This window comes from Microbacterium sp. P5_E9 (assembly GCF_054049175.1).
This window is the reverse complement of the sequence record NZ_JBFUMV010000010.1, coordinates 109650-125093: the sequence shown is the minus strand read 5'-3', so window position 1 is coordinate 125093 and position 15444 is coordinate 109650. Positions and strand designations below refer to the sequence as shown.

At 65.1% G+C, this 15444-nt stretch carries 15 protein-coding genes; 13 read left to right on the top strand and 2 right to left on the bottom strand.

Going from position 1 to position 15444, the window contains the following annotated elements:
* The 7 genes from ACXJ3V_RS13555 to ACXJ3V_RS13525 all read left to right on the top strand — a co-directional run bounded on the left by ACXJ3V_RS13555 (position 1) and on the right by ACXJ3V_RS13525 (position 7009).
* On the top strand, positions 1-201 hold the full coding sequence (locus tag ACXJ3V_RS13555) for a hypothetical protein (protein ID WP_457100839.1): 201 nt from the start codon (positions 1-3) through the stop codon (positions 199-201).
* 91 nt (positions 202-292) lie between these two features.
* Complete coding sequence (cls, locus tag ACXJ3V_RS13550; protein WP_457100838.1) at positions 293-1759, top strand: cardiolipin synthase; 1467 nt, start codon at positions 293-295, stop codon at positions 1757-1759.
* A 37-nt stretch (positions 1760-1796) separates the two neighbouring features.
* The gene (locus tag ACXJ3V_RS13545) at positions 1797-2654 is read left to right on the top strand and encodes a nucleotidyltransferase family protein (RefSeq protein ID WP_457100837.1); all 858 of its coding nucleotides are present in this window, start codon (positions 1797-1799) and stop codon (positions 2652-2654) included.
* Positions 2651-2911 (top strand): PqqD family protein, encoded by a 261-nt coding sequence (locus ACXJ3V_RS13540; protein ID WP_457100836.1) that lies wholly within the window; start codon positions 2651-2653, stop codon positions 2909-2911. Before ACXJ3V_RS13545 ends, ACXJ3V_RS13540 begins: the two co-directional genes overlap by 4 nt.
* A gap of 46 nt (positions 2912-2957) precedes the next feature.
* The gene (locus ACXJ3V_RS13535) at positions 2958-4343 is read left to right on the top strand and encodes an O-antigen ligase family protein (protein WP_457100835.1); all 1386 of its coding nucleotides are present in this window, start codon (positions 2958-2960) and stop codon (positions 4341-4343) included.
* A gap of 85 nt (positions 4344-4428) precedes the next feature.
* A complete protein-coding gene (locus tag ACXJ3V_RS13530; protein WP_457100834.1) occupies positions 4429-5961 on the top strand; it encodes a polysaccharide biosynthesis tyrosine autokinase in 1533 nt (510 codons plus the stop codon).
* A gap of 10 nt (positions 5962-5971) precedes the next feature.
* Positions 5972-7009 carry a glycosyltransferase family 2 protein gene (locus ACXJ3V_RS13525; RefSeq protein ID WP_457100833.1) on the top strand — a complete coding sequence of 346 codons (1038 nt, stop codon included), beginning with the start codon at positions 5972-5974 and terminating at the stop codon, positions 7007-7009.
* An 8-nt stretch (positions 7010-7017) separates the two neighbouring features.
* Here ACXJ3V_RS13525 and ACXJ3V_RS13520 read toward each other — a convergent pair whose 3' ends face one another.
* A complete protein-coding gene (locus tag ACXJ3V_RS13520; protein WP_457100832.1) occupies positions 7018-8058 on the bottom strand; it encodes a glycosyltransferase in 1041 nt (346 codons plus the stop codon).
* A gap of 599 nt (positions 8059-8657) precedes the next feature.
* On the opposite strand from ACXJ3V_RS13520, the gene ACXJ3V_RS13515 reads away from it, so the two are divergent.
* The 4 genes from ACXJ3V_RS13515 (at position 8658) to ACXJ3V_RS13500 (ending at position 12593) form a co-directional block, all read left to right on the top strand.
* Positions 8658-9410, top strand: coding sequence for a hypothetical protein (locus tag ACXJ3V_RS13515; protein ID WP_457100831.1), 753 nt, complete (start codon positions 8658-8660; stop codon positions 9408-9410).
* Between the two features lie 82 nt (positions 9411-9492).
* Complete coding sequence (locus tag ACXJ3V_RS13510; protein ID WP_457100830.1) at positions 9493-10569, top strand: glycosyltransferase WbsX family protein; 1077 nt, start codon at positions 9493-9495, stop codon at positions 10567-10569.
* Positions 10566-11624 carry a glycosyltransferase family 4 protein gene (locus ACXJ3V_RS13505; protein WP_457100829.1) on the top strand — a complete coding sequence of 353 codons (1059 nt, stop codon included), beginning with the start codon at positions 10566-10568 and terminating at the stop codon, positions 11622-11624. The genes ACXJ3V_RS13510 and ACXJ3V_RS13505 overlap by 4 nt, the downstream gene beginning before the upstream one ends.
* 114 nt (positions 11625-11738) lie before the next feature.
* Entirely contained in the window at positions 11739-12593 is an 855-nt protein-coding gene (locus ACXJ3V_RS13500) for a hypothetical protein (RefSeq protein WP_457100828.1), read from the top strand.
* On the opposite strand, the gene ACXJ3V_RS13495 is transcribed toward ACXJ3V_RS13500, so the two are convergent.
* Positions 12594-13478 carry a glycosyltransferase family 2 protein gene (locus tag ACXJ3V_RS13495; protein ID WP_457100859.1) on the bottom strand — a complete coding sequence of 295 codons (885 nt, stop codon included), beginning with the start codon at positions 13476-13478 and terminating at the stop codon, positions 12594-12596.
* A 170-nt stretch (positions 13479-13648) separates the two neighbouring features.
* On the opposite strand from ACXJ3V_RS13495, the gene ACXJ3V_RS13490 reads away from it, so the two are divergent.
* Both ACXJ3V_RS13490 and ACXJ3V_RS13485 read left to right on the top strand, forming a co-directional pair.
* Positions 13649-14566: a glycosyltransferase family 2 protein gene (locus tag ACXJ3V_RS13490; RefSeq protein ID WP_457100827.1), complete on the top strand. Its 918-nt coding sequence runs from the start codon at positions 13649-13651 to the stop codon at positions 14564-14566.
* A 36-nt stretch (positions 14567-14602) separates the two neighbouring features.
* Complete coding sequence (locus tag ACXJ3V_RS13485) at positions 14603-15442, top strand: alpha-1,2-fucosyltransferase (protein WP_457100826.1); 840 nt, start codon at positions 14603-14605, stop codon at positions 15440-15442.
* The last annotated feature ends 2 nt before the right edge of the window (positions 15443-15444 follow it).

Genomic DNA, 15444 nt, shown 5'->3' with positions numbered 1-15444 from the left:
GTGGAGAACTACTGGGTCGCCGTCTTCTGGTCGCTGCTGCCGACCGTTGTCGTCTCGGTCATCTTCTTCTTCGTGCTGCGCAGCATCCTCCGAGCGGATCGCGTCGAGCGGCGCGCGTACTCGCGCATCGAGGCCGAAGAGCGGGCGAAGCGCGGACTGCCTGCGGCCGCGCCGGCCACACCGAGCGAGCCCAACCCCTGATCGCGCACGCCCACGCCTCCGCTGGCTGTCGGACGGGCGACTACGCTGGGCACACCGTCCGCGCACGGGGCGAAGTCGGGGGAAGACCGCGGTGATCACACTCACGTTCGACGCATCGTGGTGGCTGATCCTCGTCTTCTTCGTCGACCTGATCATCCGCATCCTCGCGATCATCATCGTGCCACGCAATCGGCGCCCGACGGCTGCGATGGCCTGGCTGCTGGCGATCTACTTCATCCCCCTGATCGGGGTGTTCCTGTTCCTGCTGATCGGAAACCCGCGGCTGCCCCGCAAGCGGCGTAAGAAGCAGGAGCAGATCAACGACTACATCCACGACACGAGCGCCCACCTCGACCTCGGCACCCACCGACCACACGCTCCGGAGTGGTTCACGGCGATGGTCACGCTCAACCGAAATCTCGGCGCCATGCCGCTCGCGGGCGACAACGATGCGCAGCTCATCTCGGACTACGAGGGCAGCTTCGCCGCCATGGCGGAGGCCATCCGAACGGCCGAGCGGTACGTGCATGTCGAGTTCTACATCCTGCAGGCGGATGCCTCGACCGAAGACTTCTTCGCCGCGCTCGAGGAGGTCGCGCAACGTGGTGTGACCGTGCGGGTGCTGCTGGATCACTGGGCGAATCGCGGCAAGCCCTTCTACAAGCAGACCCTCACGCGGCTGGACGCGATGGGTGCGCAGTGGCACCTGATGCTCCCCGTGCAACCGCTCAAAGGCAAATACCAGCGTCCCGACCTGCGCAACCACCGCAAGCTCCTCGTCGTCGACGGGCAGGTCGCGTTCACCGGATCGCAGAACGTCACCGACTCGACGTACAACCTGCCGAAGAACATCAAACGTGGCCTCCACTGGGTCGACCTGATGGCGCGCATCGAAGGCCCGGTCGTGGCATCCATCAATGCCGTCTTCCTCTCGGACTGGTACAGCGAGACCGATGAGGTGCTCACCGACGACATCGACCTGTTCGACGTGCGATCAGGGCCGGGGGAGCTCGACTGCCAGATCATCCCTTCGGGCCCCGGGTTTGAGTTTCAGAACAATCTCAAGCTGTTCGCTGGACTGCTCTATGCCGCGCAGCGCCAGATCATCATCGTCAGCCCCTATTTCGTGCCCGACGAGGCACTGCTCCTCGCCATCACCACCGCCTGCCAACGTGGGATCAAGGTCGAGCTCTTCGTCTCGGAGGAGGGCGACCAGGCGATCGTCTATCACGCCCAGCGCAGCTACTACGAGGCTCTGCTGCGGGCGGGAGTCAAGATCTGGATGTACAAGCGGCCGTACATTCTGCACAGCAAGTCGATGACAATCGACGACGAGGTGGCGATCATCGGCTCGAGCAACATGGACATGCGCTCGTTCGGTCTCAACATGGAGATCACGCTTCTGGTGCGCGGCGAGGGTTTCATCGCGCAGATGCGCGAGGTGGAAGCGAAGTACCGTAACCTCAGCCGCGAACTCACGAGCGAGGAGTGGGAGCGGCAGGGGCTCGGCTCCACCGTGCTCGACAATCTCGCGCGGCTGACCAGCGCGCTGCAGTAGGGTCGGTCGGCTTATCCGCCGTGGGTAGGCTGGCGCCATGGTGGAGGAAGTGGCGGTACCGCTCGACGTGCGGCTCCGCTTCGGTCGTGCTGCGGTGCAGGTTGTCGCAGACCGCCTCGGGGTTGATGTGCTGCACATCAAGGGGGACGCCGTCGACCCGTCGCTGCGCGCGATGCAGACCGGCACGGATGTCGACATCCTCGTCCGGCCTGCCGACGTGTCTCGTCTGGACCGTGCGATCCGTCGTGAGGGATGGGTGCCGTACAGCACCTTCACGTACGGATCACCGTTCGGGCACGCGCAGACCTACCTGCACGACACATGGGGGTACCTCGACCTCCACCGGGCCTTTCCGGGCATCCGGCTTGACCCGGCATCCGCGTTCGACTTGCTCGGTGTCGAGAGCGGATCCATGGACGAGGTGGGGGTGGCGTGCCGGGTCCCGGGGACCGATGCCCAGGCGGTACTGCTGCTCTTGAACGCGGCGCGCGAGGGTGGCACGCGACGCGCCGACGTCACGAACCTATGGGAGCGTGCGTCGCCCGACGATCGTGAGCGCCGCCTTCGCCTAGCAGACCAGCTTGGGGCCCGCGTGGCCCTCGCCGCCGCGACCGGCGACCTCGACAGCTACCGCGACAGACCGGAGTATGCGCTCTGGAAGGCAATTACGGAGGGGGGATCCCGGAGTGCGGAGTGGTGGGGACGTATGAGAGCTGCGACTTCCCCGAGCGAGGTATTCGGGCTCATCGCACGCGTGGCCCGCGTAAATACCGAGCACCTCAGGATCGAGCTGGGACGCGAGCCCAGCCGCGAAGAAGTCGTCCGCGAGTTCCTTCGCCGTCCGCGCCGGGCGGTGGCGGAACTGTGGGCGTGGGCGAACAGGGCGCGTACATGAGCGATCGGAACTCGGAACGTGTCGCCGTGCAGGACACCGTTAACGCGGTCTACCTCGCGGTCCTGCCGCGAGGACCTATCACAGTACTTACCGGAACTGCTGCGACAATCTGGCGGGAGGCGACTACCGGTGCGCGCGAAGGAACCGCAGATCGGGTTGCGGCTGCCGTGGGGCTGGATCCCGAGCAGATCCGCGAGTCGGTCGACGACTTCGTCGACCGACTCGTCGGCCAAGGATTGATTATCAGTTCGCAGTGAACCCACCTGCGATAATTGATCGATCTGTGCGAGAGGAGCGCTGTCCATGGGAACGAGCGCGCGCGCGCAGATGATGCGGATCCGTCTCGCCGACTTCTGGGGAGACGCGTGGCGATGGACCCTCATGGCCGCGGGCACGGCGCTGGGCGCCTACTTCCTGCTCAGTCGTGGGGTGCAGAACGGCGTGCTGGTGGCAGCCGTCATCGGTGTGCTCCTCATCGGCACGGTCTTGTCGTTCTCGAGGCCGATGGCCGTGGCACTGATGGCGATGCCCGTGCTCTTCATCTCGKGGCGCGTGGGTCTCGGCGGCGGTGATCTGTCCGCCTCGGACGTCGCGCTCGCGGCGGCCTTCGGAACCGCGATGCTGCTCGGACACCGACCGTACAGCCGCCCCCTGCGCGCGATGCTCCTTCTCAACCTCGTCTATCAGTTCGCCACGCTCTTCACCGTCTTCGTCAACCCATTCGCGGCGAACACGATCGAATGGTTCCACGCCTGGCTCCTGATCTCAGGTGCGCTCGTTGTCGGGTGGTCCCTCGCGCGAGCAGGGTACGCGCGGATAGCGCTGAACCTCATGATCGCGGGAGCGCTGGCGGTCGCAGTCGGCACACTCGCGACGGCTCTGCTTCAGTACGCCAGCGGCGATTTCGCGGAGGTCTACCCATTGTGGCCCGTCCCGATGCACAAGAACTTCGCCGGCACTGTGATGGCTTTCATGGCGATCACGGTGTTCGTGAACCCGGATTGGGTCGGCTGGACGAGGCGCGTGAGAACACCTGTGTTCTGGACTCTGCTCGCCGCCATTGTCATGACGCAGTCCAGGCAGGCGCTGATCGGGCTTGTGGTCGCGATCATCTTCGTCGTGTTCCGGAGGGGGGTCCACGGCAGGTCGCGCTGGGCTCTCCTGCTCCTCCTCCCGGCGGCATGGCTGGTCACCACAACAGTCGTCGACCAAGTGCAGTCGCAGAACAAGTTCAATTCGGTCTATCAGCGCCTCGACTGGTTCCGCGAGGTCTACGTGTTCTGGAAGCAATCTCCTATCTTCGGGCATGGGCTTCGCTATTGGTATACGGATGTCTCGTCGGCCTTTCAGCCACCACAGGCGGAACTTGAAGTCGCCGTCTCGGCGGGAGTGGTGGGACTCCTCGGATTCATCGTGATGGGGATCGGCTTCTTCGCCGTGTTGTGGCGCGTGGACTCAAGATTTGGGACGCTCGCCATCGCGGCGATCGGCAGTCGCATCGTGCAAGCGCAGTTCGACCTATTCTGGGTTGCCGCTCAGGTATCCATTCCCTTCGTGATCGCCGGCATTTGTCTCGGCGCTCAGGCGTTGGCCGCTGACCACGGCCGGACACCCGCGTTCACGTCTGATCTCGCTGACCGATCGGGTTCGCCGAGGAAGTCGAACGGTGAGAGCCGGACGCGCGCCTGACCACAGGGGTGTGACGTACGATAGAGCCACTTCCGTGCGACATTGGGGCGCCGCGGTCAGTTGATTGACAACATCTGGAGGGCCCATGGAGGTGCGGGAATATCTTCGCGGCCTGCGACGACATTGGCTCGCCATTCTCCTGATGACCCTCGTCGGCCTCGCTGCCGCCTTCGGTTGGTATCTKCTTCAGACGCCGGTGTACCAAGCCACCGCCATCGGCCTCGTTCAGACCAAGTCGCTCGCCGAAACCGATGCTGAGAACCAGGATCAGAACCTGGTGCTCGGACCCCAATACGACGGCTATGCCGCCTCGAAAATCCCCACCTACATGGAGATGGGCACGTGGAAGGTCGTCGCTGACGGCGCGATCGCAGCGCTGGGGCTGGATGCGAGCGCCAATCAGGTCGTCACTCGCGTCACGCTGGAAAACCCGGCACAGACCAACATGATTCGTGTGACTGCGACAGCCGAGACGCCGGAGGAGGCCGCCGCCCTCGCTGAGGCGTGGCTGACGTCGTTGTCAACAGCGATCGATCAGACGGAGGGAGACAAGACCCCGGGTTCCGCCCCGGTGACCATCTCGGTCAAGGAATCCGCTGTTCTGCCCAGTACGCCGCTGTTCCCAGATCTTCAAACTTCCCTGATAGTCGGCGGTGTCCTCGGACTCGGCGTGGGCATCGCGTTCGCTCTGATGCGAACCGCGTCCGATCGCCGCATCCGCAATGCCGACGACGTCGAATCTCGCACCGGGATCCCCGTCGTCGGAACCATCCCGCTCGCCGACATGGGAGACACCCGACTTTTCGATGCCACGACCCTCTCCGAGTCCAGTGATCGGTTTGCCGTCGCGGAGGCGCTGCGCTCCCTCCGCACGAACCTTCAGTTCATGGACGTCGACAATCCCCCCCGAACAATCGTGGTCACGAGTCCGGTACCCAGCGACGGAAAGTCGACGATCGCCTGCAATCTCGCAGCGACACTGGCGGCCGCTGGCAGACCGGTGGTGCTGATCGATGGCGACCTGCGACGTTCGACGGTGGCCAAGACGATGGGACTTCCCGGCGGCGCCGGGCTTAGCGATGTTCTGTCAGGGCGCGCGGGGATCGCGGACGTCCTGCAGCGGACCGCCCGCTACGACAACCTGTTCATCTTGACGGCCGGAAGCACTCCGCCCAACCCGAGCGAGGTGCTTGGCTCCGAACGGATGCGAAAGCTCATCGACGACCTGGCCGCGCATGCCACGGTGATCATCGACGCCCCGCCCCTTCTTCCGGTCACTGATGGTGCGGTGTTGACCCATCAGGCCGATGGCGCCCTCGTGGTCGTGAGTCTGGGGAAGACCACATACGAACTGCTGGAGAAGTCGCTCAACACCATCACCAAAGCGGGGGGAAGAGCGCTTGGGGTGGTGCTCAACAAGGCACCGATCAAGAGCGTGGATTCCTCGACATACTCCTACGGCTACCGTCGGGAGCACGTCACGCCCGGTCGTGCCGCTGCTTCGGGCCCGGTCGTTGAGGAGGCGTTCGATCTCGGCAAGGTATTCGGCGATGCTGACCCGGCCGAAGCAACTCCCTCGGAGGGAACCGTCCCCAGTCAACGCGGACGTCGCAGCTGAGGCGGGCGGGATGAGTTCCGGCTCGCCGATCTCGCGACGCACGGTCTCGGTGGTCGTGCCCCTTTACAACGGCGTGGCGCACATCGCTGAGACTTTGACGTCGATCCAAAATCAGTCATTTCCTGTGACACAGGTGATCGTGATCGATGATGGATCGACCGACGATGGGGCGGACATTGCTCGGTCGCACCCTATCCAAGCAACCGTGGTCACTCAGCCCAATCGAGGGGTCGCGGTCGCACGCAACCACGGGCTGAGCCTCGTGACATGCGAGTGGGTGGCATTCCTCGATCAGGATGATCTGTGGCATCCAGAGCATCTCCATCGGACGATGGCGTGGCTCGACCAGAATCCCGGTATTCCTATTGTCTTCGTCCGCGAGGTGGCATTCTCGACTCTCGAGGACGGTGACGGCCTTCGCGCCATGGATGAGCTCGCCGGCGGCTGGGCGAGCATTCGGGTGCCCAGCGCTGGTGCCTTGGCTGCGCTCGTCGACGGCGTGGATGCAACAGGCAGCGGTGAGGTTCAGTTCAACGACGTGCGCACCATGCTGCGGGGACCGATCTCGGTGACCACGAGCTTTGTGTCGGATCCTGCTCTGCTGCGCCTTGCGGGCGGTTTCGCTCCCCATGCCCCCGCGATGGATGACTACTGGCTTCTCGTCAATGTCGCGCGCCTGGCGCCGATCCCTTCCGTCAACCAGCCCACGGTCTTCTATCGAGTGCACACCAGCGCCACATCCAGGTCCACCCGCCTGGGCATGCCGTTCCTCTCCTCGGCCGTCGCGCTTCGGCTCGGTGGAGGAGTGATTCCCGTAGCGGAGGGCCTCGGAGGCCACCTGGATGGAAAGCTGCACGATCACCTGTTTGGGGAGTTGCTCAGCGCGCCCGAATACCGCGATCGCAGCTTCCGCAACGCGGTAGGTGCTCTCGCACGATTGCTGTACCCCCCTTCGGGGCGGCGCCGCGAGCGGGTTCGCGCGCATGTTGCTGCTCGGTTGCCGTGGTTGAGAACCGTCCTACACCGCCTTCCGCGAGGACGAGGCTGAGTCCGGTTTCAGCGCCGCGGGTAGAGCAGGTCCGCCAGCGCAGTGCGCCACCCACGGGCGTACCGATCATATTGGCCAGCCCGGAACGCCGAGAAGATTCCGCTGATCCGCCGTGTCCCGGTGGGCGCAGCGCGCCGCCGGAGGAGGTCCTCAAGCTCGATCAGCAGCCGCTGATCCGCGTCGGAGCAGGAATTCAATGCGCCCCGCTCTACAAGCCGCTGGAGCACCAGGTGCACCCGCGTATTCTCGCGTTCGATCCCGTGACGCGTGGCGAGTGCCCCTCTGCTTCGTGAGGGCGTCGTTGTCTGCGACGCGACCCTCATGGACGTGAACTGCTGTTCGTGCTGCCGGTACTGCGTGAACACCCGCGGATCGGTCACCACGCGTCCGGTCAGGGCAGCGAGCACCGCGATCCAGCCGTCGTGTAGGAAGAGGTCGGGCTGATCCAGCTCTGCGGGAAGAGGGAGGGCGAGGGAACGTACGGATGCCCGGAACGCCATGGTGGCGCCTGTCACCGTCATGCCGTGAAGCAGCCGTCGGACTCCGAACCCGTCGGTTATCGCACGTTGCGCCTCCGGCGGCAATGTGACCTTGTCCCAGAGTCGAGCACCAAGGKGACTGCCCTGCTCATCGATGAGATCGGCGTCCGAGAACCACAGCTTCACCGCGGGGTCATGGAAGGCGAGCTCGATCGCCGCGAGCCGTCCTGGAAGCCAGATGTCGTCCTGATCCGATAGTGCGATGACCGAACCGTTGCAGGCCTGCACAGCGCGCTCCACGTTGCGGCGAAGCCCAACATGGTCGCCGCCGACGATGCGCGTACGAAACGGCGCCCCGGCTATAACCGATTCCACCACTTCTCGCGTTCGGTCCGACGACCCGTCGTCGGCGATCACCACCTCGTAGGGGACAGGACACTGCCTCATGATCGAGGCAAGCTGCTCCTCGATGAATCGCTCTCCGTTAAAAGTCACGAGGGCGACAGAGATGTGAGGCGACATCACAGGAGTATCCCACCAATGTCGTGGCTCAAGACCCTGGGCGACCACGGTGGAGCCTTCGCCAGATCAGTTGCCCAGGCATTTGCCCTACGCCGGCTACGTTGCCCGACGAAGGCAGCGTGACCACGTGATCGCGGGGACCTCCACGAGGCGATGAAGCAGTTTGCCGCCTGCGATCGCGGCGACAGCGGCGACCGTTAGCGCCACGAACTGCGTCCAGGGCGCCGTCCAGGGTTTTGAATACGACTCCTGTCACCAGTTGGATCCTGGGCAGGTGTATGAGGTGGATCGGAAACGACTGGCGCCCGGCGTGAAAGTGGAGCGTCCTCGCGAGTACGACAGCCCCACGGATCAAGAGAGTGCCGATCCGGTCGTCGCGTTCAACCGCCGCGACATCGCGATGCTCGTCGGCGCAGTTCCCGGGGTCGTGGCATGGAGCGCGAGGACCAGCAGCGTCGGCAACTTGCGGTTCGCAAGCCGTGGGAGCTCGGACCGGGTCGAGCCGCCGCCGTTGAGCACMCACGAAGCCATCTATCATCAGACAAGGTGGCCACCCAGCGGAATCGCAGAACGTGGAAATCTGCCGGTCCAAAGGTCGGCGCTGCGGTCGCTCTCAACCTGGAGGAATCGTGCGACATCGCCGCATCATGTCGTTGCACTGGGACAACATCGACCCTGCAATCGTGCGTGAGCAGGCCGAGGTATTCCGGCATCTCGGATATGGCATTGAGCAGGTCGAGTCAACCGGACTCCCCCACGGACGCTTTCTCGACGAGCGCATGCGCAGTCTGGGAGTAGATGACAGCGCGCTCTTCGTCGACATCGACTGCATACCCTTGAACTCAGCGATCATCGATCGGGCATTCGCCGTGGCGGAAGGGGGCGGCATCCTCGGCTGTGCCCAAGCAAGCGCACACGTCGACTCCGATCGCATCTACACTGGCCCGATGTTCCTGGCGGTGGCTCGCTCCACGTGGGACAGGATTGGGCAGCCGAGTTTCTCCTCGTCACCGACCAGCGACCCCGCACAGGACGTTCATGACACGGCCGTACGTGAGGGCGTCCACGTCGAGTACTTGGAGCCCTGGGCAACGGCAGTTCCGCAGTGGCGCCTCGGCGCAGAGGGCCTCTTCGGCTTCGGCACCTTCTATCGCGGGGGCGTGTTCCACCTTTTCCAGTCGCGAGACAGCCAGTACTCGTTCCTCCTTCACGAAATCGCAGCGGATGTGATCGCAGATCGTCAGCCGGACGTTCTCGCGTACTGCAGACGCGCGCTCGATGCTTACGCGCGAAACTGGAGTCGTCCCTCCGAACGCTTAGCAAGGCTCAAGTCGCGCGTCAGGCTGAGATCGCGATTGCGGACCTGGTCGGACCGCAGAGGATCAGACGACGCCGACTAGCATGAAAGGGGCCGGCGAGGCGCCGGACGTCCCTCCGATTCACCTTCCGCCGTCCCGAGCACACGAGAACTTCGAGCTGGAGATGACCCCCAAGCCCCTCGCCGCCCGCGCAGTCGCCTTCTACCTTCCGCAGTACTTCCCGATCCCGGAGAACGACGAATGGTGGGGTCCGGGCTTCACGGAATGGACCAACGTTGCGCGTGCGCGGCCGCTCTTCCGCGGCCACCGGCAGCCGACGCTTCCCGCGGATCTCGGTTTCTACGACCTGCGCGTTCCCGAAACACGGCACGCGCAGGCGGAACTCGCCCGCCGCTATGGCGTTGAGGCGTTCGTGTACTGGCACTACTGGTTCGGCGGCGGCGACCGCATCCTGGAGCGTCCATTTCGGGAGGTGCTCACCAGCGGCGAACCCGACGTCGGGTTCGCGCTCGCCTGGGCGAACCAGTCCTGGACCGGCACGTGGCACGGCGCGCCGGACCGGGTGCTTAAGGAACAGACCTACCCTGGCCCCGAAGACGATCAGGCGCACTTCGAGAGCATCCTGCCGGCGTTCCGCGATGAGCGTTATCTCCGGGTGCACGGCAAGCCGGTCTTCTATATCTTCCGACCCGAGGAGCTGCCCGACGCGGCCGCCTTCGTAGACCGATGGCAGGACATGGCGCGCCGGGCGGGGCTCGACGGACTCTACCTCGTGGCCGAGATCAGCGACCTGCTTGGCCGCGGGTCGCGATACACCCGCGTGGAGGCGGATGGCTTCGACGCCGGGGTGTACATGCGGCTTCCCGCTGAGATCACGAGGTGGACCACGCTCAAGATGCGAGCGCGTCGCAAGGTGTTCGGCGGCCCCGAGGTATGGCCGTACTCGGACTCCATCGTCGACTCCTACGCGCGTGGGCGAGGCATCCAGCCCTGCGTGTACCCGAACTGGGACAACACCCCCCGGGCCGGTCGCCGGGGTCTTGCCGTCACCGGTGCGTCGCCCGATGGCTTCGAGCGGAACGTCCGCGGTGCCGTTGCGCAGCTCGCCGATCGTTCCCTCGAGGAGCGGCTGCTCTGGGTCAAATCCTGGAACGAGTGGGCGGAGGGGAACCATCTCGAGCCGGACTTGCGGCATGGGCACGGCTGGGGCGATGCCCTGCGATCGGGTCTTTCGCCGTGAGCAGCTCGAGCCCGATGCCGCCCCTTCGCATCGCGATGATCTCGTACTACCTGCCCAGCGAGAGCAAGATCGGGGTGGGGTATCAGGTCGATGCGCTGGCTGACGAGCTGGCGCGGCGCGGTCATCAGGTCGATGTCTTCAGCCCGTGCGGGCCCGTCGCGGGAGCCCTTTACAACCACGTGCATGTGCCTCTCTCGGGCTCGCTGCGCACCTTCCGCTTCGCTTTCGAGATGCGCCGCCGCGACCTCTCGTCGTATGACGTTCTGCACGCACACGGCGAGGACTACTGGATGTGGCGCCGTAGGGTACCCATGCACGTCCGCACACTTCATGGGTCGTGCTTCGAAGAGGCCATCCACATCCGGGGACTCAAGGAGAAGGCGAGGATGATCCTCCTTGGCTTCACCGAGGTTCTCGCAAGCCTGGTGGCTGACCGGACGGTTCTGATCTCGCCGCAGACGCGCCGGTGGACCCCCTGGGTCAAGACGGTCATACCTAACGGCGTCGACAGACATCGATTCGCACCAGACCCGCCACAGCCGAAGCACGCGGACCCCACGGTTCTGTTCGTCGGGACGTGGCACGGTCGCAAACGCGGCGCAGAGTTGGCGTCGATTTTCACAGAGCGGGTGCGCGCCCGCGTCCCAGGCGCCCGACTCAGGATGGTCACGCAGGATGCCCCTGCCGCACTTCCCGACGGCGTCGTCGTCCTCGGCCGGCTGGACGACAAGGCGCTCGCCGACGAGTATCGGCGCGCGTGGGTCTTCTGCCTTCCTTCTAGCTACGAGGGATTCGGCATTCCCTACGCGGAGGCGATGGCTGCCGGGCTCCCCGTGGTGGCGACGCCGAATCACGGAGCGCGATACGTGACGGATGCCGGCAGGTTCGGCATCCTCTCGACAATCGACGACATCGATGCCCCGATCGTCCGGCTTCTGCGAGACCCCGACGAGCGCGAGCGCTGGCGTACACGCTCGCTCGAGCGGGCCGCAGTCTTCGATCTCGAACGCGTCGCCGACCAATACGAGCGCGTCTACCGTGCCCGTCGACGCTGAGTCGCGGCGCGAGGCCGGCGCCGGACCACGGCGTGCGACGCCAGGAAATCAGGGACGACGCACGCTGTTACCATTGCCTCCCCGAATGATGAGCCCTGCAGGAAGGAAGGAACCGTGGGAGTCGCCCTCGTGGTGAACACGTATGAGCGGACGTATCGGTCCGTTCTTGCGCCCGGGTTCTTCCCCAAGGTCGTCGACTCGAATCTGCGGCAGTTCGATGAGGTCGTCGCGCTCGTGAACAACGTCGACGACGAGTCCGACGCTCGATCCCGCGCCGAAGTGCTTCTCAGCCGCGGCGAGATCACGCGCTACGCATTCGTGGCGGATCACATCGGGCCCGTGCTGGAGCGGACAGGGCTCACCAGTCGGACGCTTCGTCGGCACCCATATCTGCTGGACTACGGGCTCGTAATGCCGCACATATGCGAGTCCGAGTGGCTCCTTGGCTGGGACGCCGAGACCGAGCTTGAGATCCCGGCGAACTGGGTGGATCCGGGCATCGAACTCCTCGAGAGCAACCCCCGGCTCTTTCACACTTCCCTCGCGTGGCCCGGCTTCACGTCCGACTGGTCGGGCTACGAGGCCGAAGAGGTCGGCAGAATCGGGGACTACAGCGTCAACTGGGGGTTCAGTGACCAGCTCTTCCTGCTGCGTCGCGCCGACCTCATCGGCAAGATCTACAAGCGTTTCGCCCCGATGGCGGCGGCTCGACATGCCCCGCACCCGACCACATTCGAATATCGGGTGGAGGCCAACCAGCGCGCGACGCGCAGGCCCAGAGCGACGCTCACTACCCTCCATTACAAGACGCACGACGTTCCCGGAGGCGTCCTCGGCAGGGTCGGGTCTACGAGGTTCGAGTACGAGCGGATGCGAGCGCTCTACCGCTTGGAGTACTACTTGCTCAAGCGCCTACCGAAAGGCGCCGGGCCGCGGTGGGCCAATTCGGCTCCCGTGGTGCGGGGTTGATCAAGTCTCTATGCGACGCCTCTCTCGGCGTTGACGGACGGCATGGAGCGACGCAACGGGCAGGGTGAAGATGCCCCAAGCGGCGACCCGCGCCGCGTAGCCCACCTCGCCGTCTCGAACGGCGGTGATCAGGTCCGCGAGATTCTGGTCGGCGGAGATCGACACGACTGTCCGCCGTCGAGCGCGCATCAGTGCGATCCGCTCGGTGTTCCCGTCCTGCTTCGCGGTTCTCAGCATCTCGCGCATCGACAGCATCCCTGCCCGGCGGCCCGCCAGGCTTCTACCGGTGACATTGGAGTCGTGCCGTCGATAAGAGACGAGCGCTCGGTCCACGCCGACGAACTGACCCTGCAGCAGGAGACGCGCAATGAGGTCGTTGTCTTCGGAAGGCTCCATCCGTGTCCGGCATCCGCCGACGGCGAGGTAGGTGTCGCGTCGGACAAGGAGCGTCGTGATCCGCGGTGACGCGACGCGGCCGGAGAACATGTCGTGGTTCGACGCAGGCGGCGCCCCCCACGGCTCGCCGATCGGACGACCGTCGGCATCTATGTACTCGCCGCCAGTGAAGCACGCGATTGCGTCCGGGGCGCCGGCAAGCACAGACACCTGGGTGCGCAGTCGGTCTGGATGCCACAGATCGTCGTCGTCGAGGAAGGCAACCCACTCGGAATCGACCCGCAGCACGCCGGCATTACGCGCAGCGGCGATCCCCGACGGCTCCTGGCGGTAGTACCGCAACCCGAGTTCTCGCGCGACGTCTTCGAGCCCTAGGGTCGGCGAGCCGTCGTCGACGAGAAGGATGTCTGATACCGCGAGGGTCTGAGCCCGGAGAGAGGCTACGGCCTCGGCGAGGTACGGCCCGCCCCGGTTCGTCGGCATGATCACGCTGATCGTCGGCCGTCCCACCACGCTCACCCCAAAGCTGCCGCATGCCCCGGAGGACAGGGCTCATTCAGTTTAGACTGGCGCGATCGGGCATCTCGTGCCACCCAACCGACTGCGAGGATGCGAGTGATCCCGGAACGGACCGCATGACGACCCACAGCATCTGCATCGTGACGTACGAACGACGCGACTTCCTGCGGCGGTGCCTGGCGTCGCTCCAGGCGAACGTAGCGCCCGATACTGAGATGGTCGTCGTAGATGCCTCGGCGACAGCCTCGACCGAGATGGTCGAAGAGATGCTCCCCTCGGGGCTCTACGTGCATGCGCCGGCGCTGGCCGGATGGATGACGCGATCGCGCAACGAAGCACTGCGCCACGTCACGGGCGAGATCGTCAGCTTCCTGGATGACGATGTCGTCGTCTCGGCCACGTGGCAGCGAGCGCTGCTCGACGCGTTCGCGGATGTGACGGTGACTGCGGTCGCCGGGCGCACCCGCAATCTCCAGCCGGGCGAGAACTGGTATGAGCAACCGGTGGGTCGGCTGCTTCCGGATGGGTCGCTCACTGAAGGCTTTGCCTCCCTGCCGGGTGGAGTGACCGATGTCGACCATGGCATCGGCGCGAACATGTCGTTCCGCCGCTCGATGCTCGCTCTGCTCGGCGGTTTCCGAGACGACTACCCCGGTACCGCGATGCGGGAAGACACCGACATCTTCCTGCGGGTCAAGCGTGCGGGCGGCAGGGCGGTGTTTGTGCCGGATGCGGTCGTCGACCACCTCCCTGGACCACATATCAAGGGTCAGAGGTTCGACACGCGCTACAAGCTCTACGCGCGACGGAACCACATGGTGCTCCTAGCGCGCGACGCGGGCATCCGCTCGCCCAGCCTTCGCCGGTGGGTCAGGCGCGAATACGGCACGGTTGCGGACGCACCGGGTCTGTGGCGCAAGGTTCGACGGTTCGGGGTGACCTCAATCGGCGTCGCCTGGGGTGCCGGCGCCATGCTTCGCCAGGCTCGGTGGGCCCCGACTCCGCCCGCTCGCGTGGATGACGCCGGGAGCGAGTTGCGGGCGCTGCTCTCGCGGTAGCCGAGGCGTCGTGTCCGCTCGCAGTACAGTGAGCCGATGGACGCGCGTCGATTCCCCGCTCGCGCTGCTCGGCATCTGGCTTGGCGATTCGAGCGGATCACGACGGCGACACTTGACGCGATGAGGCGCGGTGACCGGACGCTCATCAAGACTCCTCCGGCAGGATTGCGGTTCGGCAACTGGCTGTATCTGTGGCTCGATGCGCACCAACGCACCCTGGCCGGCGAACGCACTGTCGTGCTCGAGGCGCCGGGGATGGATGTTTGGCTCGACGTGTTCCCTGCTCTGCGAGGGCTCACCGTCTCCCGCGATCTCGTTCGATTCCACGATCGCAGGGAGTGGGACGCCGAAACCTCGTGGAAGCAGCGATTCGGCGTCGACTTCACGCGGCCAACGATGGACGCTTTCATCTCCGATTGCCTCGCCCCCTACATCCACGCCGAGGACTCCGGGATGCTGGTGATCAACGTCCGACGCGGGGATTACTACAGCGACCCCGGACACCGCGAGCGGTATGGGTTCGACCAACTCGGATACGTGCAAGACGCGCTCGCCAGGGTGGGATCCGTCGACCGCACGTTGATCGTGTCGGATGATCCKGACTGGTGCCGCGATAACCTTCTTGAGATGGTGGAAGCGGCCTCCAAGACCGTGGATCTCGCGGACCGCGACCCTGTGTCGAATTTCAAGGCGGTTGCCGGTGCCAGCCGGATCATCGGCACGAACTCCACCTTCTCGTATTGGGGAGCATACGTGTCAGGCGTACTGCACGCCTCGCCCGTCGTCGTCATGCCGMGATTCCATGGTCGACTGCCGCGGGGGTCGGACGCGAATCAGCTAGACCCGCAATGGATCGCAATCGACGGATACTCCTGAGC

Excerpts from the sequence above, each read along its gene's own strand:
- ACXJ3V_RS13545 (WP_457100837.1), top strand. The coding sequence starts at position 1,797 with ATGGTGGAGGAAGTGGCGGTACCGCTCGACGTGCGGCTCCGCTTCGGT.
- ACXJ3V_RS13525 (WP_457100833.1), top strand. The coding sequence starts at position 5,972 with ATGAGTTCCGGCTCGCCGATCTCGCGACGCACGGTCTCGGTGGTCGTG.
- ACXJ3V_RS13510 (WP_457100830.1), top strand. The coding sequence starts at position 9,493 with ATGACCCCCAAGCCCCTCGCCGCCCGCGCAGTCGCCTTCTACCTTCCG.
- ACXJ3V_RS13515 (WP_457100831.1), top strand. The coding sequence starts at position 8,658 with ATGTCGTTGCACTGGGACAACATCGACCCTGCAATCGTGCGTGAGCAG.
- ACXJ3V_RS13540 (WP_457100836.1), top strand. The coding sequence starts at position 2,651 with ATGAGCGATCGGAACTCGGAACGTGTCGCCGTGCAGGACACCGTTAAC.